Source organism: Mucilaginibacter sp. R-33 (assembly GCF_049949235.1).
In the GTDB taxonomy this organism is placed as follows: Bacteria; Bacteroidota; Bacteroidia; order Sphingobacteriales; family Sphingobacteriaceae; genus Mucilaginibacter.
Genome location: NZ_CP188089.1, coordinates 5,686,260 through 5,709,856, shown reverse-complemented (window position 1 = coordinate 5,709,856; position 23,597 = coordinate 5,686,260). Strand labels below are relative to the sequence as shown.

The window sequence follows — 23,597 nt, the reverse complement described above, 5'->3', positions numbered from 1 at the left end:
ATATCCTGTGCGTTGCCTGCGGCCCGGGCTTTTCGTTGCAAGTCCTCGCCTTTCCGGCCCGCAATCCCCATCCGCGCTGTGGGCTTTACACTGCAATCCCTAACGCGGCCACTGCGCACCGCTAAGTGTCCCGCTCTCCGCAAGGTCTCTCGCAGAAGCCCCTGCGGCTTACCGCATGCATGGCCGCAGACATCAGGGTCCTCTGCGGGAGACCCTGATGGGACGTTATATCAATTTTTCAAAGTTATCATTATTTCATAAAACTAAGCCTTAAGCCAGTTTTGCATCATTTCCTTACCATAATCGGTCAGGATTGATTCGGGGTGAAATTGTACGCCCCTTACATCGTACTGCTTATGCTTAAGCGCCATGATAGAATTATCGGCCTCATCAATAGCGGTAACCTGCAATGAATCGGGCAGATCATTACCACTTACTACCCAGGAGTGGTAACGCCCAACTTTAAAGCTTTCGGGCAAACCGGCAAATAGTTCTTCACCGCCATCAGTAACTTTTATCGGCGTCGCTATGCCGTGCATAGGTTGGTTAAGATTGTACAGGCTCCCGCCAAATGCTTCGGCAATAGCCTGCTGACCAAGGCACACACCAAATATGCTTTTGGTGGGTGCATACTTTGCTATTACATCCAGCAGTAAACCAGCCTCTGAAGGAATCCCCGGCCCTGGCGATAGGATGATCTTATCAAAAGCGTCCACATCTTCAATAGCAAACTGGTCGTTCCTCCAAACCTCGCATTCCAGGCCAAGCTCATTAACCAAATGCACCAGGTTATAGGTAAAGGAATCGTAATTATCTATTATTAAAATATTTTTCATGTTCATTTCTTAAAATTCAACTAATCTCTTATCTCCAGTCTCTAACCACCAGTTACAGCTCCTCCGCCAACTCAAAAGCCCTTCTCAAAGCCGAGATCTTGGTATCAACCTCCCTCAGCTCACTTTCGGGGATCGAACCGGCGACTATGCCCGCGCCTGCCTGGTAATGCAGTGTATTGTTCTTACTCAAAAACGAGCGGATCATAATAGCATGGTTAAAATCTCCGTTAAAACCCAAAAAACCTATAGCACCGCTGTAAAAGCTGCGTTTGATATTCTCGTTTTCGTCGATGATCTCCATAGCGCGGTATTTTGGAGCGCCGCTCAATGTACCCGCCGGGTAAGTATCAGCTACAACTTTAAAGGCCGATACACCGGGCTTTAGTTTTCCACTTACGTGTGATACCAAATGGATCAGGTGCGAGTAATACTGAACCTCTTTAAATGCCTTCACAGTTACATTTTCGCAATGACGGCTCAGGTCGTTACGGGCCAAGTCAACCAGCATCACGTGTTCTGCCGACTCCTTAGGGTCATTCTCGAGGTTGCGGGCCAGCTCGGCATCTTTTTCATCATCGCCGCTGCGCTTAAAGGTCCCGGCTATCGGGAATATATTGGCTACATTATTTTTAATGGTGATCTGCGCCTCGGGTGATGAACCAAAGATCCTGAAATCGCCAAAATCAAAATAAAACAGGTATGGTGATGGGTTGATAGAACGCAGGGCGCGGTAAACATTAAACTCATCCCCCAGGAAGGTGCGGGAGAAAGCCCTCGATGGAACTATCTGGAAAACATCGCCCCGGTAAATATGCTGCTTCATTTTTTCTACGATAGTAATGAACTCGTCACCGGTGAGGTTTGATTTTTCATCGCCTTTGCTTTTAAAGCTGTATTCGGGAAAGTTTTTGTTTTTGATAAGGTATTCCAGCTTTTCGATACCGCCATTGGTTGGTGCTCCCTCGGGCTGGTTGTGGAATATGTAGAGTTCATTCTTGAAGTGATCGATAGCGATGATATACCTGTAAACGTGGTACTGCATTACCGGGATCTTCCGATCTGTATTATCGCTTTGCTTCAGCTTGATGGTTTCATAATGCTCAACAGCCTCATGGGTAAAATAACCGAACAAACCATTAGTGATCATTTTTAGCGGCAGCGAGTCGGTTTCAAAGCTGCCGGTAAAATTGTTAAGCTGTTCAATCAAATCAAACGTACCAGCCTCATGTACTTCCTGGCTGCCATCGGGGTATTGTTTTTTTAGGATACCGTTATTGAGCACGATGCCGCTGAGCGGTTCGCAGCAAATGTAGCTGGTGCTGTTTTCGCGGCTGTGATAATCGGAGCTTTCCAGTAGCAGTGAGTTAGGGAATACATCGCGCAGGCGAAGATAAATGCTCACTGGTGTGGTGGTGTCGGCCAGCAGTTTTTTATAAGTAGTAGTAATTTTAAATGTGCTCATGTTTATTTTTTAAATATCTTAAAACAAAAAAACCCGGCGAATTGGGGTCGCCGGGTTTCCTATTTAGGTTCACAATTGATTAGGTTGTCTCTGATCAAAAAGCGCAAGCCGGCTGCCAATTTAATTGGTGCCACCAGCTGTTTTTATGTGTGTTTTTAATCATCGCGGTCACAAATTTATAAAGAAATTTGAATTGTCAAATTTTTTGTGAAATTATTTATTTGCTAAATCCTATTAGCTACGTAGAATTACTGTGGAATAAGCATAATACCTACCGAAATAAGTACAATCCCGATCAAATAAAAGATAGCGATGGCTTTATGCTTAGCCTCTGGCAGGGCAGCTTTCTTCGATTTGCTGTGACCGATAGTGATCAAAACAATGGCAATAAGCATAATTACCCAATGCTCAACCGTAAAATAACGGGTGACAGGGTTTTTCATGGTCTCCTTGCTAAACTGCACCATCGGACTGATAAAAAACAAAATAATTCCCAGCAAAAATTGCGTATGTACCGAGATCATGGCAAACAGGTTAAGCTTGCGGTTGCCCTCGCCGTAAGGTCTTTTACCCAGCCAGCCCATAAACGCGCGTATAAGGGCCAACAATACCAGTACAATAACAATGTACCTGAAACCGGAATGGAATTCCTTAAAAAAGCTATAAAGTGTCATACATCAAAATTTGCCGTGAATATACGATATAAAGGTCATTGAAGTCATTAGGTCATCGTGTCATTTTTTGCAGACATAGCTTAAACAAAAAAAGCGATGAGCCTAAACCCATCGCTTTTCATTTTATCTTTCGGACTTCCGACTAAAGACTTCCGACTTATATCAACAGCCTTACCGGCTCTTCTAATAATTGTTTTAATGTTTGCAGGAAGGCGGCAGCTGTAGCACCGTCAACCACGCGGTGGTCGGCGCTCAGGGTAACCTTCATGATGTTGCCAGGTACTACCGCACCATTTTTAACAACCGGAACAGCCTGAATACCGCTTACTGCAAGGATACATGCGTTTGGTGTGTTAATGATGGCAGTAAACTCGTCAACGCCAAACATACCAAGGTTTGAAATGGTGAAGGTTGAACCCTCCATTTCGTTTGGCTGTAGTTTTTTAGATTTTGCTTTGCCTGCAAACTCTTTCACTTCAACCGAAATGTGACTTAATGATTTACCATCGGCAAATTTGATAACCGGTACCAATAAACCTTCGTCAACAGCAACGGCAACGCCAACGTGAACATGTTCATTAGTGCGGATCTTATCACCCAGGAATGATGAGTTGATAGCAGGATGCTGCCTTAAGGCAACAGCGCAGGCTTTAACAACAAAATCATTAAATGAAATTTTAACCGGGGCGATCTCGTTCATACGGGTACGGGCCACAATAGCCTGATCCATATCAATGCTCATGGTTACATAGAAATGCGGAGCAGTAAACAAGCTTTCGCTTAGGCGGCGGCTGATAGCTTTACGCATTTGAGTAACCGGCCTTTCGCTGAATTTCTCTTCGCCTGTAAAGGTTGGCAATACGATAGGTGCTTTTGCAGCAGCAGCCGGAGCGGCAGCAGGTGCAGCTTCAGTAACAGGAGCAGCAGCTGGTTTCGCTGATGGTGTATATTCTTCCACATCCTTTTTGATGATACGGCCGCCTTCAGCGCTGCCTTTTACATCATTAAGGTTGATACCTTTATCTTTAGCTATTTTACGCGCCAGCGGAGATGCTTTTACGCGGCTGTCATCAGTGTTAGAAGCTTCAGTGGCAGTAGCAGTTGCAGTCGCCTCCGCTTTAGTTTCAGCAGCAGGTGCAGCTTCAGCGGCGGCAGGGGCCGAACCACCATCCTGTAATAACGGAGTGATGTCGGTGCCTTCTTTACCTACTATAGCAATGATATCATTTACTTTAGCGGCTTCACCTTCTTTAACACCTATATATAACAAGGTACCGGCTTCGTAACCCACAACTTCCATGGTAGCCTTATCGGTTGCCACATCAGCCAGTGAATCATCTGCTTTTACTTTATCGCCAACTTTAAAGTTCCATTTTTCAATGGTACCTTCGGTCATGGTATCGCTTAGCAATGGCATGCGGATCACCGTAGCCGGGATGCTTGACAGGTCAACCTTTGGTGCGGCTGGTGTCGGAGTAGCGGCAGGTGCTTTGTCGGCAGCGGGTGCGGCTTCTTTAGCAGGTTCTTCGGCCGGTTTTGCAGCATCGCCGCTGCCAGCCTGGTCAAGTAAAGACTTGTAATCTTCACCTTCTTTACCTAAAATGGCAATTACAGAATCAACCGGGGCGGCAGCACCTTCCTGTATACCGATATACAGCAATGTACCATCCTGATACGATTCAAAATCCATGGTAGCTTTATCAGTTTCAATCTCGGCCAGTACATCGCCCGATTTAACCTTGTCGCCAACTTTTTTATGCCACTTCGCCAATACCCCTTCGGTCATGGTATCGCTCATCTTAGGCATTTTTACTACTTCGGCCATATATTAATAGTATTATAAATTCAGTATAAATATAGTTAGTTCTTAGTCGAAAGTCGGAAGCCCAAAGTCTGAAGTCAAAAAACTTAATACTTATGACTATCGGCTTGTGACTTAAAACTTAGTCCCTGATATAAGGATAATCTTCTTGAACATATACATCTGTATATAATTCAGATGCATCCGGCCATGGTGATTCTTCAGCAAATTTCACCGCTTCGTCCACAATAGCTTTGATCTTAGCGTCCATTTCGTCAAACCATGCTTCATCAGCATATTTTTCGGCAAGGATAGTTTGCTTGGTGGCCTCAAGAGGATCTTTCGCTTTATAGCTTTCCAACTCCTCTTTAGTACGATACTTTTGCGGATCGGACATGGAGTGACCTTTATAGCGGTAAGTACGCATTTCAAGGAAGGTTGGGCCTTCGCCTGCACGTGCGCGCTGAACAGCTTCGTCCATTGCTACGTGTACCGCAGCAGGGTCCATACCATCAACCGGTGATGAAGGAATGCCATAAGGGAGGCCTAATTTATAAATATCAGTCTGCGCGGTTGTACGCTCAACAGAAGTACCCATGGCATAACCATTGTTTTCGCAAACAAAAATTACGGGCAGTTTCCAAAGCGCAGCCATATTAAAGGTTTCGGTAAGCGCGCCCTGGCGTACGGCACCATCGCCCATATAGGCAATGTTCACAAACTCGGTACCTTTATATTTTTCGGCAAAAGCGATACCGGCACCCAGCGGTACCTGGCCGCCCACAATGCCGTGACCACCATAAAAATGTTTTTCTTTATCAAACATGTGCATAGAACCGCCTTTACCTTTTGAACATCCGGTAGCTTTACCGTACATTTCGGCCATAATGGCGTTTGGAGTTACACCTTTAGCAAGTGCATGAGCATGATCGCGATATGCGGTAATCATACTGTCTTCAGGTTTAATTACAGACATGGCTCCGGCCAAAACAGCCTCCTGCCCAATATATAAGTGGCAAAAGCCCCTGATCTTTTGTTGTCCGTATAACTGTCCTGTTTTTTCTTCGAACCTGCGCATCAATAGCATCTGTTCGTACCACATCAGGTAGGTGTCCTTGTTTATTTCGATTGAACTCATGTATTAAACAACCTTTTTGGAGTAAAGCGCAAATCTAATTATATCCTGCAAAATATCGAAACCTCAAGCAAATTGTTGCAAAATTTTATTTGGTGGCCTTGAAGTGTGTTTAAACACAACAAACCGGCTGTTTATAAGTTTGGCATAGCCTGTTAGGTTAAAATAGAACTTAAAAAAACACACCAGGAGGCAATAAATTATCGTTTTGCGAAGTTTTAGAAGCGTTGTTTTTCGCGAAAGACTAAAAAACGCCTTTAAATAATTACAACCAAATTACATTAAGACACGTACAAAAGCCTGTTTATTAAAAGGATGTGTAATAAAAAGCACTTTTTTATATTTTTTGAAAAATAAGCTGCATTTATTTGCAATTTTAAAAAATATAAATAGTTTTGTAGAGCACGATAGACATAGTGTCTGATTTAATAAACAATTTGTTGTCCTAACTCAACAAACAAACTGATTAAATGAAGAAATTTGCCCTGGCTATTGCCTTACTTTTCAGCGTCGTAGCTTCACAAGCTCAAACCAAAAGTGCCCAAAGCACCAGTGATGATAACAAAGACGACCAGGAAAGTTTAGGTAAAGCATACTTTTCCCAAATTATGGGAGTTGCTTTATCTGCTACCTCAAACATGAAACTTTTTCACTTTGTTTACGATTGGATTGGTACCCCTTACCATTTTGGCGGAAGCTCAAGAAGAGGCATTGACTGCTCAGCTTTCACCAAAGAATTGTACAGCGAAGTTTTTAACCTTGATATTAAACGTAACTCACGCGATATTTTCAGCATGGTTAACCCTGTTGGTAAGGATGAGTTAAAAGAGGGCGATTTGGTTTTCTTTAAGATCCACAGCCGCAGCATTTCGCATGTAGGTATTTACCTGGGTAATAATAAATTTGCCCATGCATCATCAAGGGGTGTTGCCATCAGCAGTCTTGACGACGCTTACTACAGCCGTTTCTTTTATAAAGGCGGCAGGTTGTTAGCCTCGTTTAAAGACGAGTTTAAAGGTTCGGCATCGACGGGTAACAACGATATGGGAGACGATGTAGACGAAAGCAAGAACTAAACGATTTTGAAATAAATAAACTAATTTGGTCCCTTCATCCCGGTGAGGGGATTTTTTTTATAATGAAATTTTTATTGCTTACGGCAGCCTGCCTGGCGCTGCTTTTACAGGCGTGTAACCATCCGCCAAATAAAAAACAAATCCTGGCCCCTGCACCTAAACCGGATACAACCACTACAACAACCGCAGCGGTTGTTCAGCCTGATTCATCCGTCTCCATTGCCGCAGTTGGCGATATGATGCTCGGAACATCGTACCCTAATAATTATACCCTCCCGCCTGACAGCGCTAAAAACAGCTTTAATGTTATTGCCGACGAACTAAAAAACGCCGACGTAACCTTTGGCAACCTTGAAGGCAGTTTGCTTGACGGAGGGAACCCCGCCCACTATAAACTGCATCAACGAAGCAAGGCCTATCTATTCAGGATGCCTACAGCCTATGCAGGCGTTTTTAAAAACGCCGGTTTTAACTTGCTGAGCCTGGCCAATAACCATATAGGCGATTTTGGCGATACGGGCCGGATGAGTACCACTCACGTGCTTGATAGCATAGGGATTAATTATGGCGGACTGCTTAGCCACCCCTCCACAGTGTTCGAACGTAACGGTGTTAAATATGGCTTTTGCGCTTTTGCCCCCAATGCCAATACCCTGCCTATTCTCGACCTAAAGAACGCAACCCGTATCATAAGCCAATTGAAACAGCAATGTGATATTCTCATTGTATCGTTTCATGGTGGTGGCGAGGGTGTAGCTTACGAACATATTCCTTTTGCAATGGAATCCTTCATCAGTGAAAAGCGCGGCGATGTAAATGCCTTTGCCCATAATGCTATTGATGCCGGTGCGGATATTATATTGGGCAATGGTCCGCACGTGAACCGGGCAATGGAGGTTTATAAAAACCGGCTGATCGCTTACAGTCTCGGTAACTTTTGTACTTATAAATCAGTAAGTGTGGCAGGGGTTTGCGGCCTGGCGCCATTATTAAAAGTAAAGATGAACAAAAAGGGGGAGTTTTTAAACGGACGCATCATATCCCTAAGGCAAGCGCATGATAAAGGGCTTGAACTTGATTCGCTTAACCGTGCTGCTATCCGGATCAGGGAACTTACAGAAGCTGATTTCCCTAATGCCGGATTACTGATATCCGACAAGGGCGAGATCAGCCTTAATCCGGTTATTCAGAGCGAGAATTTATAAATAGATACCAGGGCAGGAATTAAACGCCGTATCTACTCACTCCGACTTCGCTGTTAAACTTAAGAGAAAAAAGCGCGGGATTGTGCGATTCTCTCTTGAAAGGAGCGGAGGGATGTGTTGCTACTTTGGTAAACTTGTAGCAGAAACACACCCCTGCTCCCGCTCGCTTCTCCGCGCCCCCTCTCAAGAGGGGATCTTTATTTTTCTACACTCTTTTCCCGAAGGAAAAGAGAGGGTGGTCCAGCGAAGCGTAGACCGGGTGAGTAAACTATGCAATTTGCAGCTAATGTGCACGTTTAAGCTGCTTCATCCTTAGTATTCCGCACCAGGCTGATACCCGTTGTAAAAAATATTAATGAGATGATACCTATAACCACCATGGTGGTTATTTGCGCGCTATGGTTTATGATAGCTACACCGGTATAAATAAGGCCAACTATACCAAGCACGCTCAATATAGCTCCAAAAGTTCGTTTTAAGTTCATGACAGGTGTGTTGTTTTTTATAAGCATTTTTTTAAAAAACAAATAACACACCAATAATTAATGCTACTTTTATTTTAAACATAATAAACCAAACCATGCCCGAATCATTTGGATCATTGATAACAATCATCATTTTTGTTGTTATCCTTATTACTATTTTTACCTCGTTTGTGTCTGTAAAACAGGGCACTATAGTAGTTATCACCGTATTTGGCAAATACCGCCGCATCCTAACCCCGGGGCTTAATTTCAAGATCCCTTTTATCGAAAACATTTACTCCAAAATCTCTATCCAGAACCGCTCGGTTGAGCTGGAGTTCCAGGCGGTAACTTATGATCAGGCAAATGTGTATTTTAAGGCCATGCTGCTTTATTCGGTATTGGACCAGCAGGAAGAAACCATCAAAAACGTAGCTTTCAAATTTGTTGATGAGCGCAACCTGATGCAGGCCCTGATCCGTACAGTTGAAGGCTCCATCCGTGCTTTTGTAGCCACCAAACGCCAGAGCGAGGTACTGATATTACGCCGCGATATTGTGGAACACGTAAAAGAGCAGTTAGATGTGATACTGGAAGGCTGGGGTTACCACCTGCAGGATCTCCAGTTAAACGATATTACTTTTGATGATGTGATCATGAAATCAATGAGCCAGGTAGTTGCTTCAAACAACCTGAAAGCCGCTGCCGAGAACGAAGGTCAGGCCCTGCTCATCACCAAAACCAAAGCGGCCGAAGCAGAAGGTAACGCCATCAAGATTTCGGCTCAGGCCGAGCGTGAGGCAGCGCAATTACGCGGACAAGGTATAGCCCTGTTTCGTGAGGAAGTTGCCCGCGGTATGACTGTAGCAGCTAAAGAAATGGCCGAAGCTAATATGGATACCTCGGTTATACTGTTCACTATGTGGACAGAATCCATCAAACACTTCTCCGAAAACTCAAAAGGGAATGTTATTTTCCTGGATGGCTCAACAGATCAGATGCAACATACGTTAAAAGAAATGATGGCCTTAAACCTTTTACATACCGACAACGTCAAAAAGTAAAAGTTTGAAACCGCCAGTTTTTTAAATGAAAAGAAATATAGTGAAAGTGATAGGCCCTGCGGCCATGTGTGTTTTAATGATGATTGCTCCGGCTTCGGCGCAATCATTTCACCAGCTAACTGCCAATGATTTTTGGGGAACGCCGCGGGCTAATGCCGGCGGCGTTGTAGCTTATACCAATTGCACCATCGATTACCGGTACCAGGCCCGGCGCGAAGGCAGGGGCTACCGGCTTAATTTTAACATCAGGCTCATCCTTAACAACAATAAATCATGGCTTGATAAAAGCAGGGTTAATACGCCGCAGCAACTCAGCGAAATACTGAAACATGAGCAGGGCCATTACACCATTGCGTTTTTAGAGCAGCAGGAGCTGTTACGCATAGTAAGCAACACCCGTTTCAGCAATAATTACAACTACGAAGCGATGGCCATCTTTAACCGCATCGACGCCAAATACAAACAGCTCAATGCCGATTATGACGAAGACACGGCTCACATGACAGATCGTAAGCAACAGCACAGCTGGGATGTGTATTTTCAGCAGAAACTTAAGTTTTTGCCGGGAGATACGGAGAGTTGAAGATCATTTTTTAAAATCCCCTCTTGAGAGCTACGTGCGGACACATCTTTATAAACCTCATCATTGATAAAAAAATGTCATTTCGACGATCCAACGGAGGGGGTCGTGCGTGAGCTGGTAAGGAGAAATCTTCTACACCCTACTTTTACAGGCATAGTTGTAGAGCCTGATGTAGAAGATTTCTCTCCAATCTTGCGCTCGTTTGCAACGAGGGCTTAATATGGTTTGGCGATTGTATCGCCTGTGCGTTATAAACGCAAACCCAGTTACGTACTCGTTAAAAACGAGCGCGAGTTAATACGGAACACCTTGGTTGTGTACCTCTGGCACACTAAAAACTGTTTATTTGATTTCTACAAACCTTCTGCACCTCTGGTGCAACCTGTCGTTCGCTTAACTTAATAACATTGCGCTTGCTGTAGCACTTGAGTTTAGCGACACTCAAACCTGCCACAACAATTGCAGCAAGCCTGCAACCCAGCTATATTTGCTTTCATCACCATGACGGAGCAATCATCAAATACCCATCGTAAAATTATCCATATTGATATGGATGCTTTTTACGCGTCGGTTGAGCAGCGGGATTTTCCGGAGTACCGGGGTAAACCTTTGGTGGTGGGCGGTTTGCCCGAAGGTCGGGGAGGTGTGGTGGCCACCGCCAGTTACGAAGCCCGGAAGTTTGGCATCCGGTCGGCCATGTCATCAAAAAAAGCATTACAGCTTTGCCCGCATGCTTTGTTTGTAAGGCCAAGGTTTAATGTATACCGGGAGGTATCACAGCATATCCGGGAGATCTTTAGCCGTTATACCGACCTGATAGAACCGCTCTCTTTAGATGAAGCTTTCCTGGATGTAACCAACGATAAGCAGGACATCGGCTCGGCCATAGAAATAGCCAAACTCATTAAACAGGCTATTAAAGACGAACTGCAGCTCACCGCTTCGGCCGGGGTGTCTATCAATAAATTTGTAGCCAAAATAGCATCTGACATCAATAAGCCCGATGGCCTGAAGTTTATCGGGCCATCAAGCATCGAAAATTTTATGGAGCAGTTGCCTGTCGAAAAATTCTTTGGTGTAGGCAAGGTAACCGCTCAAAAAATGAAACAGATGGGCCTGCACACCGGGGCCGACCTGAAACGACTGGAAGAAAGTGACCTTGTAAAACACTTTGGCAAGGTTGGCAAATTTTACTACCAGATAGTGCGCGGCATTGATAACAGGGAAGTCCAACCCCACCGCGAGACTAAATCCCTGGGTGCCGAAGATACTTTCGCCTATGACCTGACAACTCTTGAGGAAATGGAGGCTGAACTGGATAAAATAGCGATCACGGTACATACCCGGCTGCTTAAATATGAATTGAAAGGCCGCACCATTACCCTCAAGGTAAAATACCACGATTTTAAACAGATCACCCGCAATCAATCCTTCCCCACACCGGTAAATGATCTGGAAACAATCAGCCATACGGCCAAACAATTGATGGCTGCCACAGGTGTTGATGATGTAAAAGTGCGGCTGTTGGGCATTTCGCTTTCAAACTTTGGCGAATTGCCGGTTAAGCAGCGGGATGATAAAGAGCTTGGGCCGGGACATCAGTTGGAATTGGAGTTGTAAAAACTTGGTTATGCAGGGGCATGTTAACGATTGCCGAGACAGGTTTATCATTACCTGTTTTTTGTCATGAGTAGCGTTTAAATCCGGTGGGCTCTCAAAGCGAAATAACAAAAGAGGGCCTGTCACCCTGAGCCTGTCGAAGGGTCGCGCACAGAGGCCCAGCCCACCATGCTTCTAGAGCCTACCCATGACAAGATAAAAAATGTGGTTTTTCGCAGCAGATCAGCTTCGGGTGAAAACGAGCAGAATGATGCTGGGCGGTGCGGCTGCAGGGGCATAGCAAGTTTTTGCAGAAGCGGAGGCATTGCGTGCGAATCGGGGCAAAATAATTGCAGCCCGTGGTTCTGTTCGTTTTGCAGGGTGAAGGCCGTGCCGATGGCTATGGGGCCAGGTTGTGCGCAAAGAAGCCTCTCTGCTGCAAGCCTTTTTGGTTACTTTTGTGGCGACAAAAGTAACTGGCCCCGCGCGGCTAAGAGCGCGACGATGTAAGTCAAATACTAATGAAGCCCGTTACCAGCCTGTCGGGGATTGCTTCATTCCTTACAGCAATGACGTGACGCAGATGTCATTTCACCTTCAGAGGCCACGGATTTAAACACTCAGCATGACACCCGTTTTTAATCATGTCACCCCCACTGCCCGAAGTCTTTGACTTTGGACCATTATATTTGTAGTTTATAACTACAGGAAATGTTTTGGGTTCTGTCGTCTCAGACTGCAGGCATACTTAATTCGAAGTCAGAGACTTCGAACAGCACTTCTCTTTTTAGGTCAAAATGATATTTTTAAATGATCGTCAATTCACCATCCTCCCCGCAATATCCACCGACCTTGCAAAAGGATTAAAAAACCTGTTGGCCAGTATGGCAAACTCCCGGCGGGTTACCGGCCGTTTCATATCAAAAGCAGAACTGAATTTATATTGATCTTTCCAGGCCTTTTGCATGGCAATTTCCAAAGTATGCGGATCGGTTAGCGTGGTTTCGCTGATAAACGATAATAGGTTTCCTACCGTGAACACCGGGCCGGGCTTCTCTTTATTAAACCATAAAAAGCCCCGGGTATAAATCTCTTCCAGTGTTGGTTTGATTTCGGCTGTGGCAACTAAGGAATCAGGCTGAAATAACAAACGCGCGGTATTGCCATCTGCCTTTTGTACGCCTTTTAATAGTCCGGAAGCACCTATTTGTTGTATCGCCCTGAAATACGGATCGGTTGGTTTAACATCCGCAAAAGGCATGATCCTGGCTTTAAAATCGAGCAGTTCGCCCTGGATTATCCGCACATTTAAGTTTTGGGTGGTGGTTTTAAAAAAGGCGCAATAGGCTGCGGTTGCACCGGCACCCTGCCCAATAGCCATTTGTACCGAGGGGTACATGGTACTGGCATTTACCAGGTGCGTTACCGACATGGCCTTTTCCGTTACCAGTAAATTATCCAGATCTTTAAGCACAATAGCCCCCAGCGGCACACCATAGGCAGGAAAAGGCGGGTAATTAACTTTCGATGCATTGGCATCGGTATAATGCTGGCCCGGGGAAGCATCGCCAACGGCAATGGCTGTACGGTAAAGTTTTGATTCGCGGTCGTAAGGTTTGTACACATCATCCAGCATCATCCTCACGAATCCTTTTGTCGCGCGACCAGCTTCGCGCAAATATGGGAGATATGGCAAATGATCGGGTGTAGTAAAGCCTTCGTCCAACCCGAGGTTTTTATAGCCCAGTTCGGTTTGCAGATAGTAGATCAAACCCAAAGTATGCAAGCGTGCTTTGGCATAAAAAACTTCCCGGTTTTCCGGCTTTAAATTATCAGGGGTAACAGGGAATTGGTTTCCGCATTCGGCCCATTTGATCATGTATTTATCGTTGGGCAGCTTGCCATCATTGAGCATTTGCTTAAGATCCTTTCCTTTTAGACAGGCATAAGCAGAGGCATCATAGCCTTCGGGCCTGGGAATGGTCTTATCTGCCGGGGCACCAAAATCTTTCAAAATAGCAATCCAGCTAAGGTCCTGCAACTGTGCCGATTCATTATCGGGCGCCAGGGCTTCGTTAGTTTGCTTTTTACTCTCAAAACCATAAACATAGGTTTCGCCTGCTTTGGCGGCCACATCGCCGGTTTCGGTAGCATCAATAACTACTTTGGCTTTTACGGTAGCGGTTTTCCCGTCGAGAGTGATAGTTACATCCCAACCGGTGCCATCTTTTTTAATGCCTGTAAATGGGGTATTTAATTTTATAGTGAGGTTTTTTACCGTATCGGTTATTTTTTTGAGGATAGCCGCCCCGGTATAAGGTTCAAATCTTAGCGTAGCATTGTAAGCCGTATCATAACCCGGGGTTTTGCTGTAAAAATCCCTTACCCTGCGCCTGAACTCGCCCCAGATGCCTGTTGGTAAATTGCGGTTACCTTCAACTATGCTCATCCCGCCAGCTGTCATGCTGCCGCCAAGCCAGGGGCCTTGTTCAACCAGCATGGTTTTTAGTTTGCTTCGTGCACCCTGTATGGCGGCCGCTGTTCCGCTTGCGCTTCCGCCTACAACTAATATATCGGTTTTAATGGTTTGCGCAAAGGATAGCGTACAGTTAAAAACTAAAAGTACCGCCAGTAACTTTTTTATCATTAGTTAAATTAACAATCTACAGAACGCTAAAATAGGCCAAAAGCTTGTGGTAGTATAAAATAATACCTAATTTAAATTTTTTTAACATTTATGATGACAGACGAACAAATGAAATACCCTATAGGAAAGTTTGCGCCCCCGGCTTCTTACACTACCGAAGATATGCGCGGCTGGATTGAAGATATTGCTACCCTGCCGGGGAAGCTGCGTCATGCAATTGCCGGCCTTAATTACCAGGAACTGGATACGCCATACCGCACCGGCGGCTGGACACTGCGCCAGGTGATTCACCATTTGGCCGATAGCCACATGAATTCCATTACCCGCTTTAAGCTTGCCCTTACCGAAAATAACCCAACTATAAAGCCATATGAAGAGGCCGACTGGGCGCTACTACCAGATTATCGCCTGCCGGTTGAGCCATCATTAAAAATGCTGGAAGGCATCCATCAGCATTTTGTAGCCCTGTTTGAAAGTTTCACCGAAAACGAATGGGCACGCACATTTGTTCACCCGGCCTCGGGCGAAACGATATCGCTGAAAAAAGGACTGGCCCTGTACGCATGGCACAGCAACCACCATTTGGCACATGTAACCGAAACGGTGAAGAAATTTGCGAAGGTTTGATTTGAGGTGAAAGGATAAAGGTGAAAGGCGAAAGGTGTGTTTTACAGGAATAAAGTTTATGTTCCCTCAGGGTCTCTCGCAGATTTAAGTTTATCCACAAAATCAATAGTCAATTTGGGTAATCTTGATAAGTTGAACCCCTCTGGGGTTCGGGTAAGGGGTGTGACGTTATTCTACAAACCTGTTCCCCCTCTGGGGGATTTTACAATTTAATAAACATGTATTAATTGCCCAAGGACAGATGCACCAGAGGTGCAAAAGGTTTGTAGCTTGTAAAGTTATAAAATATCCTTTGCCCCAGAGTGGCAAAACACGACGACTTGCTGTTTAAACGACAAGCAATTTTGTGGGTAAAATTAAATCTGTGAGAGACCTGATGGTACGTTAACCGGCAGGCAACTGATTGTGTTTGCTATTTCAAGAAACGAGCTAAATGAATACCTTTAATCAATCGATTCAAAGGTTAACAGCGAATGCTGACCTGCGGTATGAAGGTCCCGCCATACCTGGTTAATTTCCGTATCCGGGTTGGCGGCAGATAAACCACAGTAGGTATAAAGCCTATCCACACTTTCGCGCGAAACTTTGGCCAGCTTCCGGCTCATTAAACTTACTTCCTGTAAGCCATTATTATCATCGGAGTCAAAGTTGTTCCATGAGTTATCAACAGCCTCGTAAAATTCCGCACGGATTTCATTGAGTAAGATGGTTTGATCGGCCAATAGTTGTTTAATGTATTCTTTTTGCGGCTCGGTTAAACGCGGGTTTTTCATCCGTTCATCAAAGACGGGTCCGCACAGGTCAACAAAATGAACCGCCAGGCCCGAAAGGTTCGCTGCTAAAGTTGCTTCAGCTAATTGCAGAAAGGGGTAGCGGTACAACGGCTCATTAACAACCGTATACTGCGGATCGATCTTAAAACTGCGGTTTTTATCAACGTACAGGTCTTTTACTTCATAGGCATCACTTCCGGTAGCCATCATGCCAACATATTTCCAGGCCGGAAAAACGCGTACATCTTTTTTATCAAAAATAAAAGGTAATACCAGCGGTTCGCTCTCATCATTCAAAACAGTTTCATCGCCTTTTTTAATGATGCAATTTGCAGTTATATAGGTTGCATGATGCGCACCGCTGGCATATTGCCAGGTACCGTTGATGATATAGCCATCTCCGCTGATGGTAGCCGTGCCGGTTGAGGCCCCGCTGCCGGCCAGGCATAATTGCGGATCGGTCATGATCTCCGCAGCTAAACCGGCATCAAGAAAACCGCCAAACCAGCCTGCACCGCTGCATAAGGTTACTACCCAACCCAGGCTGCCATTGGCCCAGGCCAGGCTTTCTTCCAGCCGTACCATTTGCGGCAAGGCTAATTGCAAACCGGAATAAGCTTTCGGCACTAAAAATTTAAACCAGCCCTGCTCATAAATAAGCGCCAGTTGATCGGGCTGCAACTTGCCGGCCTGCTCGGCTGCAGGAGCATCTTTCCGGATGATATCAACCCATTCGGGTTTTAAATTTTGTGATGGATGCATTTTTTATTTAGCTTAAAGCTGAAAGCAAAAGGCTTAAAGCGTAACAGACAATACTCAATTTACCTTCAGGATAACAAAAGATACTGACAGTATTTTGTCAGTGTTCAATTTTTGAAAAACGGGTGTTCAACGTTTCGGCTCCTTAAAAACACAAAGCGCTGATTACCAGAACCAAGGCGTTCAACTTGATTAAAATTGAATTTTAACCAATTCGTAAAGCATTGACTATCAACTATGTTTATTTTTCAAAAAACGCCGGGTGTTTACACTTTTTAAAATTGAACACCTGATACAGTCTGGCCATTGAACATTCTTCCTAACCTCTAATCTCCAACCACCAACCGCTCTGTCTCTACCTGTTTCTTCCACTCAAAATACCCCCATATCGCTATAATAAACAGGAAGATGGTGAGCATGGCAAACATAGGCAGCTTTTTGTAAAACAGAAGCGGCACCGCGAAGAAGTTGGAAATGTTCAAAAAAATCCAATTCTCCATTTTACGGCGTGCCAGCAACCACATACCTGCCCAGGCGGTAGAGGATACCAAAGCATCCCAGCCGGGCACGTTTGACGGTGTAAAATACTTAGCAGGTAGGTTTTTGATCATGTAATAAAATACCACCCAACCCACAATGCTGATCGCCAAACTTATTATCCATTCACTTTTGGCGGAGTAGGTAATTTTTACCGGAGGCTCGTTACGCTTCTTTACCCAGTGGATCCAGCCGTAAATGCTCATTACAATGTAATAGCCGTTCAACACCGATTCGGCATACAGGTGAACTTCCATCAACAAAAATATGGATATGGCAGTACCCAGTATCCCTGCAGGGTACAGCAATATGTTGTTAATGCGGGCCAGCAGCACCTCGGTAACACCCAGCGCAACGGCAAGCCATTGCAGCCAGGTGGTTTCCTTTATTTGTTCAACGAACAGGTCGAGCCAGTGTTGCATATCCTAATCCTCAATTCGTAAAATTCGATCCAATTCGTAAAAATTAGTGCTCATTTAAAATCCCAGACTCAACGATGCCATAAAATTTCGCGGGGCCTGCGGGAAATAATAGTTGTAGTTAATTACGTGTCCCCCCTCAATATCCGGATAAGTAGCACCGTTATTTTCATACTTCTCGCTGAAGATATTATTAACCTGCAGGCCAACAGTTATGTTTTTAACCGAGCGCACACTGAAGCTGTACCTCAACCTCACATCGTTCACAAAAAAGCTGTTCAGCAAACGGTTGGCGGCATAAGGATTAGCAGCATTATCAGGCGCAATGCCAAAACCTTCGGGATTACGGTTCATGGTATTATCTAAGTATTGCTTGCCTACATATTTGCTGATGAAAGCAATTTCCCCGTCTTTAACAGGACTGTAACTGATCACACTTGTACCGGTAAATGACGGTGAATAGGCGATATCTGTTTTGGCAAAAGTTTCCTCAACAAGTGAGCCATCATCATAATTGGAGAAAAACTGGTGATAGTTTTTAATCTTGTTAGTGCTGAGGGTTGCGGTAGCACTCCAGTTTAACTGATCAGTGATTTTGACTTTTCCGCTAAATTCGAAACCCGCGCGGTAGCTGTCCTTTACGTTGGTACGCACCGGGCTGCCTACATCATTCAATGAACCGGTTAATACCAACTGATTTTTATATAGCATGTAGAAACCATTCAACTCTCCACTAAAAACAGGTGAGCTGAAGCGGTAGCCAGCCTCAAAATCTTTCAGATTTTCGGATTTAGGGCGGTTTTGCGGCGGCGAGTCGACATAATCATCGCGGTTGGGCTCATGGTTTCCTACCGCGAAGGAAGCGTATAAGTTACTATGTCCGTTAAATTGATAAGTAACCCCGGCTTTAGGGTTAAAAAAGTTTAACTCTGCTGTTTGCTGGGCATTATTCAGGTTTTTGTCGATGCCGTAAAACGAATAATTAATATGGCGGTACTGCATGTCGGCATACAGCAAAAATTTCTCTACATGCCATTCGGCGCGGCCGAAAATATTAAAGTCCTTCTTTTTGGCATCATCTCGATAGTATTGGTAGTTAGGGCCTACTCCTATGCTTTCTTCGGCAGAAATGATATTGCCATAGTGTGCTCCTTTATATTCGTTATAGGCGCCGCCTAAGTTAAAGTTCAATTTTGTAGTTGGCTGATATTTTAAGGCATAAGTAACACCATAAAAATCATTATTAAGCCAAAGCCTGCGAACAAGATTAGTGGTTGAAATGGTATCGGTACCATAAATAACCGGTGTTAAGCCGTAATTACTTACAGCATCACCTTTTTTGTACTCTTCATAATAACCTTCGCCATGGGTATAATGTAAAGCCCCGCTGAATGAGAGTTTATCCGAAAACTTTTTATCGTATAGTAATTGATAATGGTTCTGAAGGTAGTCGTCAACTTGGTCTTTATAAAACGCGCCATTGCCCATATCTCCCAATTCGTTATAAGTATGGTTATCCGGGCGGGTATCATCGCCTATTACATAATCGGCTACGCCGTTCCAGGCCTGGTAGGTACGTTCATGGCCCGAGAACACATTTAATCTTAAAGTACTGTTATCACCATAATAAGCCCCGCTTACAAAAAAGGATTTTAACCGGGACGATGCACGGGCGATATACCCGTCGGAACGGATGCGCGATAACCTGCCGTCGATACTGAACCTGCCGCCAAGCAGACCAGTCCCTACGCTTACGGTGTTTTTTAGTGAACCGTATGAACCTGCCGAGTTATCGAGCTGAGCATAGGCGGTATCCCTGCGGGTAGCGGTTTGTACATTGATACTACCTCCAAAGGCACCTGCTCCATTGGTTGAGGTACCCACACCACGCTGGATTTGCAGGGTGTTGATAGATGATGCAAAATCGGGCAAATCGACAAAATATGCGCCCTGGCTTTCAGCATCATTTAAAGGAATGCCGTTAACCGTTACGTTAATGCGCGATGCGTCTGATCCGCGGATGCGGATCCCTGTGTAACCTATACCTGTACCTGCATCCGAGTTGATCACTACCGATGGCGTTTGATTTAACAAATAAGGCAGGTCCTGACCAAAGTTGTTTTTTTCGAGATCTTTTTTGCTGAGGTTAGTGAATGCTGTAGGTGAGTTTTTACCTGCACGGGTAGCGGTTACAGTAACCTCGTCAGCAGTAAATGTACTGCCGCCCAATAAAAAGTTGATTGATTGATTAGCAGCAAGTGTAACACTTTTGGTTAAAGGTTGATAGCCGATATAGCTGGCTTTAACGGTATAATTGCCTTTTTTCAGATCGTTAAAACTATACTTACCTGCAGCGTCGGTAATAGTGCTTTGCTGCGGGTTTAAAATAGTAATAGTTGCGCCGGGCAATGCTTCGCCGGATTGATTGGTCACTTTCCCCGAAATGGAAAGCTGGGCCGATGCCATAACAGGCAACAACAGGGCCATAACAGCCAAAAATAAATTTTTCAAAATGTTGTAAAACAAAAATTGAGTTAAACCATCTGCGCGCCAGGGTAACGCGGCAGTACACTTAACTTATTTACCTTTATCCCTACGCCGGCATTATCCGGATCAGGTGTGGGGGAAGTCGTGAGTTAGAAGTCATTAGTCCAAAGTCGCTTTGACTTAAGGCTTAAAACTTAGTACTTATTGACTTACTCCCTGGGTATGATCTCAGCCTGTCTTTCAGTTTGGTAAAACAATCTGCAGTTTGTTTTGCAACCAAAGCAAGGCACCCCTTGAGAATTATATGAGGCAAAGATAGGATTTAAGTCCGAAAGTCAATGGTCAGGAAGTCCGAAAGCTGAATATCTGCACTCAAAAGCCAGTAAGCCTATAGATTATGCAGAAAGAATACTGTTACTTTCGGACTTTCCGACTTTCGGACTTCCAGACTTCCAACTAAAACCCTACTTTTGCAGACTTTTATAAAACATTGTTATGCTTAGAACTCATACCTGCGGCGAATTAAATATCAGCCATTTAGGCCAAACCGTTACTTTATGCGGTTGGGTACAAAAATCGCGCGATTTGGGCGGTACCACTTTTATCGACGTGCGCGACCGTTATGGTTTAACCCAATTGATATTTAACACAGATACAGATGCTACCCTGCGCGAAAAAAGCCGCGGGCTTGGTCGTGAGTTTGTGATCAAAGTTACCGGTGATGTAATTGAACGGGCCAGCAAGAATACCAAAATCCCAACCGGCGAAATTGAAATTGCCGTTACTGATATTGAAGTACTTAATGCCGCCAAGTTGCCGCCGTTCCTGATTGAGGACGAAACCGATGGCGGTGAGGAACTGCGTGCCAAATATCGCTACCTCGACCTGCGCCGTAACCCTATCCGCAACAACCTGGTACTTCGCCATAAGATGGCGCAGGAAGTGCGTAAATATTTAGATAAGCTTGATTTCATCGAAGTTGAAACCCCGGTACTGATCAAATCGACTCCAGAAGGCGCGCGTGACTTTGTGGTGCCAAGCCGCATGAACGCAGGTGAATTTTACGCCCTCCCGCAATCGCCCCAAACCTTCAAGCAATTATTGATGGTGAGCGGTTTTGACCGTTATTTCCAGATCGTAAAATGTTTCAGGGATGAGGACTTACGTGCCGACCGCCAACCTGAATTTACGCAGATTGATTGCGAGCTTTCGTTTGTGAGCCAGGAAGATATCCTGAATATTTTTGAAGGCCTTACCCGTCACCTGTTCAAAACTGTAAAAGGTATTGATTTGGTTGAACTGCCGCGCATGTTGTATTCAGATGCTATGCGTTTATACGGATCTGACAAACCCGACCTGCGTTTTGGGATGGAGTTTGTTGAGCTGAATGACATTGTTAAAGGTAAAGGATTTAGCATTTTTGACAATGCCGAGCTGGTTGTAGGCATAAACGCCAAAGGCTGCGCAGGTTATACCCGTAAACAGGTTGATGAGCTTACCGAGTGGTTAAAACGCCCGCAAATTGGTGTAACCGGCATGATCTATTGCCGTTACAATGAGGATGGCACCCTGAAGTCATCGGTTGATAAATTTTATAGTGAAGACGAGTTAACCAACTGGGCTGCTGCTTTCAATGCCGAAAAAGGCGATTTGATGCTGATCCTGGCCGGTGGCGCTGATAAGGTGCGTAAACAACTGAACGAACTGCGTTTAGAAATGGGTAACCGTTTAGGCCTGCGCGATAAAAATACTTTTGCACCGCTATGGGTTGTTGACTTCCCGCTGCTGGAGTGGGACGAAGAAAGTGGCCGTTATCATGCTATGCACCATCCGTTCACCTCGCCAAAACCCGAAGACATTGCCATGCTGGATACCGAACCGGGAGCTGTACGTGCCAATGCTTATGATTTGGTGATCAACGGTACCGAAATTGGTGGTGGCTCTATCCGGATCCATGACCGCGGCTTGCAATCATTGATGTTCAAGCACCTTGGTTTCTCGCCGGAGGAAGCACAGAAACAGTTTGGCTTTTTGATGGATGCTTTTGAATATGGAGCACCTCCGCATGGTGGTATCGCGTTTGGTTTCGATCGTTTGGCATCGATATTTGCAGGTTTGGATTCAATTCGCGATGTGATCGCATTTCCTAAAAATAATTCGGGCCGCGATGTGATGATCGATTCACCATCAACCATTGCCGAAGCACAAATGACCGAACTAAAAATAAAAACAACGGTTTAATCAACCCAAAACATAAATTGAGCCTCCTTTATTGCAAAGGGGGCTTTTATTTGGACCCCTATCATGAAAAAACACATTCTATTGCTAAGCGCGGTTATTATTACACTGATGATGTCATGTGATAACTCAGCGAAATTAAACCGGGCTAAACAAGCCAAAACAGATGATTCGCTGATCCGCATTTACCTGAAGGCCAACCCGCAGATCAAAGTGCAGAAACACCCCTCCGGTATTTATTACCAGGTTTTATCCGAAGGTAAGGGGAGGAACCCTAACGAAAATTCGTTGGTCACTGTAAATTATACCGCAGCGCTGTTAAATGATATGGTAGTTGATAAAGCAAGCGGTTTTTCAAGCTCGTTAGACCGTTTGATAAAAGGCTGGCAAATAGGTATTCCATTGGTAAAACAGGGCGGCACCATATTGCTCATTGTACCCTCGGGCCTTGCCTACGGTGCAAATGGCGTAGGCCGTATCCCCGAAAATTCGGTATTGGTTTTCACTGTCGATTTAACAGAATTTAACTAATCTTCCCAAAATAAGTTCAATTATTGTAGCGTTCTGTAGCTTTTACGCGTCAAACTAATCCAAACAGAACTATTAACTAATGAAGAAATTTCTATTATTCGTATTCGCCCCATTGGTGATCCTCACCTCGTGCTCAAAAGACAAATTCGATGCCTCAAAACAGGCAGCCACGGATGATGCCGCTATTAAAGCTTATATCGGTACTGACACTGCTTTTCATGCTACTGCTGATGGCTCTGGTGTTTATTACAAGATAGTAACCCAGGGAACAGGTGCAAATCCAACCATTAAATCGACCGTTAAAGTAACCTATACCGGCAAACTATTGGATGGAACTACATTTGACTCGGGCACCATTAACCAAAGCCTGCAGGGCCTTATCAAGGGTTGGCAATCGGGCCTGCCGTATGTAAAAACCGGCGGTCGGATTATTTTGTTGATTCCCTCAAGAGAAGGCTACGGCAATAGTGCGGCCGGAAGCATCCCTGCAAATTCGGTTTTGGTATTTACAATTGATCTGCTTAGTTTTAGTTGATTTAATTGATGGTATAGAAAAACTTAACTGTTATGGTTTTTACTGCCGGCATGATGTGCTAAACACGGCAACCGGTACTCATACCGGATCAAGCGCTAATAACGAAGACTATCCCACAAAGATGGTCTTCATTTTTTTATCTCCA

General features: G+C 44.7%; 19 protein-coding genes. 9 read left to right on the top strand and 10 right to left on the bottom strand.

The features are described from left to right. Window positions 1-263 precede the first annotated feature (263 nt). The 5 genes from ACP26M_RS23705 to pdhA all read right to left on the bottom strand — a co-directional run bounded on the left by ACP26M_RS23705 (window position 264) and on the right by pdhA (window position 5,911). Window positions 264-836, bottom strand: coding sequence for an anthranilate synthase component II (locus ACP26M_RS23705; RefSeq protein WP_426583801.1), 573 nt, complete (start codon window positions 834-836; stop codon window positions 264-266). A 52-nt stretch (window positions 837-888) separates the two neighbouring features. Further along, window positions 889-2,298 (bottom strand): anthranilate synthase component I family protein, encoded by a 1,410-nt coding sequence (locus ACP26M_RS23700; RefSeq protein WP_426583800.1) that lies wholly within the window; start codon window positions 2,296-2,298, stop codon window positions 889-891. 248 nt (window positions 2,299-2,546) lie between these two features. Next, the gene (locus ACP26M_RS23695) at window positions 2,547-2,972 is read right to left on the bottom strand and encodes a cytochrome B (protein ID WP_413321781.1); all 426 of its coding nucleotides are present in this window, start codon (window positions 2,970-2,972) and stop codon (window positions 2,547-2,549) included. 157 nt (window positions 2,973-3,129) lie between these two features. After that, window positions 3,130-4,797, bottom strand: coding sequence for a 2-oxo acid dehydrogenase subunit E2 (locus ACP26M_RS23690; RefSeq protein WP_426583799.1), 1,668 nt, complete (start codon window positions 4,795-4,797; stop codon window positions 3,130-3,132). Window positions 4,798-4,915: 118 nt separating this feature from the next. Beyond that, window positions 4,916-5,911 carry a pyruvate dehydrogenase (acetyl-transferring) E1 component subunit alpha gene (gene pdhA / locus ACP26M_RS23685; RefSeq protein ID WP_090534807.1) on the bottom strand — a complete coding sequence of 332 codons (996 nt, stop codon included), beginning with the start codon at window positions 5,909-5,911 and terminating at the stop codon, window positions 4,916-4,918. A gap of 467 nt (window positions 5,912-6,378) precedes the next feature. Between pdhA and ACP26M_RS23680 the strand changes: the two genes are divergently transcribed. Further along, window positions 6,379-6,984: a C40 family peptidase gene (locus ACP26M_RS23680; RefSeq protein ID WP_090534806.1), complete on the top strand. Its 606-nt coding sequence runs from the start codon at window positions 6,379-6,381 to the stop codon at window positions 6,982-6,984. Between the two features lie 62 nt (window positions 6,985-7,046). Next, window positions 7,047-8,189, top strand: coding sequence for a CapA family protein (locus ACP26M_RS23675; protein WP_426583798.1), 1,143 nt, complete (start codon window positions 7,047-7,049; stop codon window positions 8,187-8,189). A gap of 296 nt (window positions 8,190-8,485) precedes the next feature. Here ACP26M_RS23675 and ACP26M_RS23670 read toward each other — a convergent pair whose 3' ends face one another. After that, on the bottom strand, window positions 8,486-8,674 hold the full coding sequence (locus ACP26M_RS23670) for a hypothetical protein (RefSeq protein WP_090534854.1): 189 nt from the start codon (window positions 8,672-8,674) through the stop codon (window positions 8,486-8,488). Window positions 8,675-8,769: 95 nt separating this feature from the next. Here ACP26M_RS23670 and ACP26M_RS23665 point away from each other — a divergent pair, with 95 nt between their 5' ends. The 3 genes from ACP26M_RS23665 (at window position 8,770) to dinB (ending at window position 11,920) form a co-directional block, all read left to right on the top strand. Beyond that, window positions 8,770-9,717 carry an SPFH domain-containing protein gene (locus ACP26M_RS23665; RefSeq protein ID WP_090534803.1) on the top strand — a complete coding sequence of 316 codons (948 nt, stop codon included), beginning with the start codon at window positions 8,770-8,772 and terminating at the stop codon, window positions 9,715-9,717. Window positions 9,718-9,742: 25 nt separating this feature from the next. Then, window positions 9,743-10,300 carry a DUF922 domain-containing protein gene (locus ACP26M_RS23660; protein WP_112658812.1) on the top strand — a complete coding sequence of 186 codons (558 nt, stop codon included), beginning with the start codon at window positions 9,743-9,745 and terminating at the stop codon, window positions 10,298-10,300. A gap of 501 nt (window positions 10,301-10,801) precedes the next feature. Beyond that, entirely contained in the window at window positions 10,802-11,920 is a 1,119-nt protein-coding gene (gene dinB, locus ACP26M_RS23655) for a DNA polymerase IV (protein ID WP_426583797.1), read from the top strand. Between the two features lie 796 nt (window positions 11,921-12,716). On the opposite strand, the gene ACP26M_RS23650 is transcribed toward dinB, so the two are convergent. Further along, complete coding sequence (locus ACP26M_RS23650) at window positions 12,717-14,546, bottom strand: FAD-dependent oxidoreductase (RefSeq protein WP_426583795.1); 1,830 nt, start codon at window positions 14,544-14,546, stop codon at window positions 12,717-12,719. Between the two features lie 90 nt (window positions 14,547-14,636). On the opposite strand from ACP26M_RS23650, the gene ACP26M_RS23645 reads away from it, so the two are divergent. Beyond that, window positions 14,637-15,173, top strand: a complete 537-nt coding sequence (locus ACP26M_RS23645; protein ID WP_090532080.1) for a YfiT family bacillithiol transferase — start codon at window positions 14,637-14,639, stop codon at window positions 15,171-15,173. A gap of 443 nt (window positions 15,174-15,616) precedes the next feature. Here the strand turns inward: ACP26M_RS23645 and ACP26M_RS23640 are convergent, their stop codons facing one another. From ACP26M_RS23640 to ACP26M_RS23630, 3 genes are all read right to left on the bottom strand, one after another. Further along, a complete protein-coding gene (locus ACP26M_RS23640) occupies window positions 15,617-16,708 on the bottom strand; it encodes an acyl-CoA dehydrogenase (protein WP_426583792.1) in 1,092 nt (363 codons plus the stop codon). Window positions 16,709-17,031: 323 nt separating this feature from the next. Then, on the bottom strand, window positions 17,032-17,664 hold the full coding sequence (gene pnuC, locus ACP26M_RS23635; protein ID WP_426583790.1) for a nicotinamide riboside transporter PnuC: 633 nt from the start codon (window positions 17,662-17,664) through the stop codon (window positions 17,032-17,034). A 54-nt stretch (window positions 17,665-17,718) separates the two neighbouring features. Beyond that, on the bottom strand, window positions 17,719-20,172 hold the full coding sequence (locus ACP26M_RS23630; RefSeq protein WP_426583788.1) for a TonB-dependent receptor: 2,454 nt from the start codon (window positions 20,170-20,172) through the stop codon (window positions 17,719-17,721). 471 nt (window positions 20,173-20,643) lie between these two features. On the opposite strand from ACP26M_RS23630, the gene aspS reads away from it, so the two are divergent. From aspS to ACP26M_RS23615, 3 genes are all read left to right on the top strand, one after another. Continuing rightward, window positions 20,644-22,389 carry an aspartate--tRNA ligase gene (aspS, locus tag ACP26M_RS23625; RefSeq protein WP_354484619.1) on the top strand — a complete coding sequence of 582 codons (1,746 nt, stop codon included), beginning with the start codon at window positions 20,644-20,646 and terminating at the stop codon, window positions 22,387-22,389. Between the two features lie 63 nt (window positions 22,390-22,452). Continuing rightward, on the top strand, window positions 22,453-22,917 hold the full coding sequence (locus ACP26M_RS23620; protein WP_373615392.1) for an FKBP-type peptidyl-prolyl cis-trans isomerase: 465 nt from the start codon (window positions 22,453-22,455) through the stop codon (window positions 22,915-22,917). 79 nt (window positions 22,918-22,996) lie between these two features. Further along, on the top strand, window positions 22,997-23,452 hold the full coding sequence (locus ACP26M_RS23615) for an FKBP-type peptidyl-prolyl cis-trans isomerase (protein ID WP_426583785.1): 456 nt from the start codon (window positions 22,997-22,999) through the stop codon (window positions 23,450-23,452). The last annotated feature ends 145 nt before the right edge of the window (window positions 23,453-23,597 follow it).

Excerpts from the sequence above, each read along its gene's own strand:
- ACP26M_RS23705 (WP_426583801.1), bottom strand. The coding sequence starts at position 836 with ATGAAAAATATTTTAATAATAGATAATTACGATTCCTTTACCTATAAC.
- ACP26M_RS23700 (WP_426583800.1), bottom strand. The coding sequence starts at position 2,298 with ATGAGCACATTTAAAATTACTACTACTTATAAAAAACTGCTGGCCGAC.
- ACP26M_RS23695 (WP_413321781.1), bottom strand. The coding sequence starts at position 2,972 with ATGACACTTTATAGCTTTTTTAAGGAATTCCATTCCGGTTTCAGGTAC.
- ACP26M_RS23690 (WP_426583799.1), bottom strand. The coding sequence starts at position 4,797 with ATGGCCGAAGTAGTAAAAATGCCTAAGATGAGCGATACCATGACCGAA.
- pdhA (WP_090534807.1), bottom strand. The coding sequence starts at position 5,911 with ATGAGTTCAATCGAAATAAACAAGGACACCTACCTGATGTGGTACGAA.
- ACP26M_RS23680 (WP_090534806.1), top strand. The coding sequence starts at position 6,379 with ATGAAGAAATTTGCCCTGGCTATTGCCTTACTTTTCAGCGTCGTAGCT.
- ACP26M_RS23675 (WP_426583798.1), top strand. The coding sequence starts at position 7,047 with ATGAAATTTTTATTGCTTACGGCAGCCTGCCTGGCGCTGCTTTTACAG.
- ACP26M_RS23670 (WP_090534854.1), bottom strand. The coding sequence starts at position 8,674 with ATGAACTTAAAACGAACTTTTGGAGCTATATTGAGCGTGCTTGGTATA.
- ACP26M_RS23665 (WP_090534803.1), top strand. The coding sequence starts at position 8,770 with ATGCCCGAATCATTTGGATCATTGATAACAATCATCATTTTTGTTGTT.
- ACP26M_RS23660 (WP_112658812.1), top strand. The coding sequence starts at position 9,743 with ATGAAAAGAAATATAGTGAAAGTGATAGGCCCTGCGGCCATGTGTGTT.
- dinB (WP_426583797.1), top strand. The coding sequence starts at position 10,802 with ATGACGGAGCAATCATCAAATACCCATCGTAAAATTATCCATATTGAT.
- ACP26M_RS23650 (WP_426583795.1), bottom strand. The coding sequence starts at position 14,546 with ATGATAAAAAAGTTACTGGCGGTACTTTTAGTTTTTAACTGTACGCTA.
- ACP26M_RS23645 (WP_090532080.1), top strand. The coding sequence starts at position 14,637 with ATGATGACAGACGAACAAATGAAATACCCTATAGGAAAGTTTGCGCCC.
- ACP26M_RS23640 (WP_426583792.1), bottom strand. The coding sequence starts at position 16,708 with ATGCATCCATCACAAAATTTAAAACCCGAATGGGTTGATATCATCCGG.
- pnuC (WP_426583790.1), bottom strand. The coding sequence starts at position 17,664 with ATGCAACACTGGCTCGACCTGTTCGTTGAACAAATAAAGGAAACCACC.
- aspS (WP_354484619.1), top strand. The coding sequence starts at position 20,644 with ATGCTTAGAACTCATACCTGCGGCGAATTAAATATCAGCCATTTAGGC.
- ACP26M_RS23620 (WP_373615392.1), top strand. The coding sequence starts at position 22,453 with ATGAAAAAACACATTCTATTGCTAAGCGCGGTTATTATTACACTGATG.
- ACP26M_RS23615 (WP_426583785.1), top strand. The coding sequence starts at position 22,997 with ATGAAGAAATTTCTATTATTCGTATTCGCCCCATTGGTGATCCTCACC.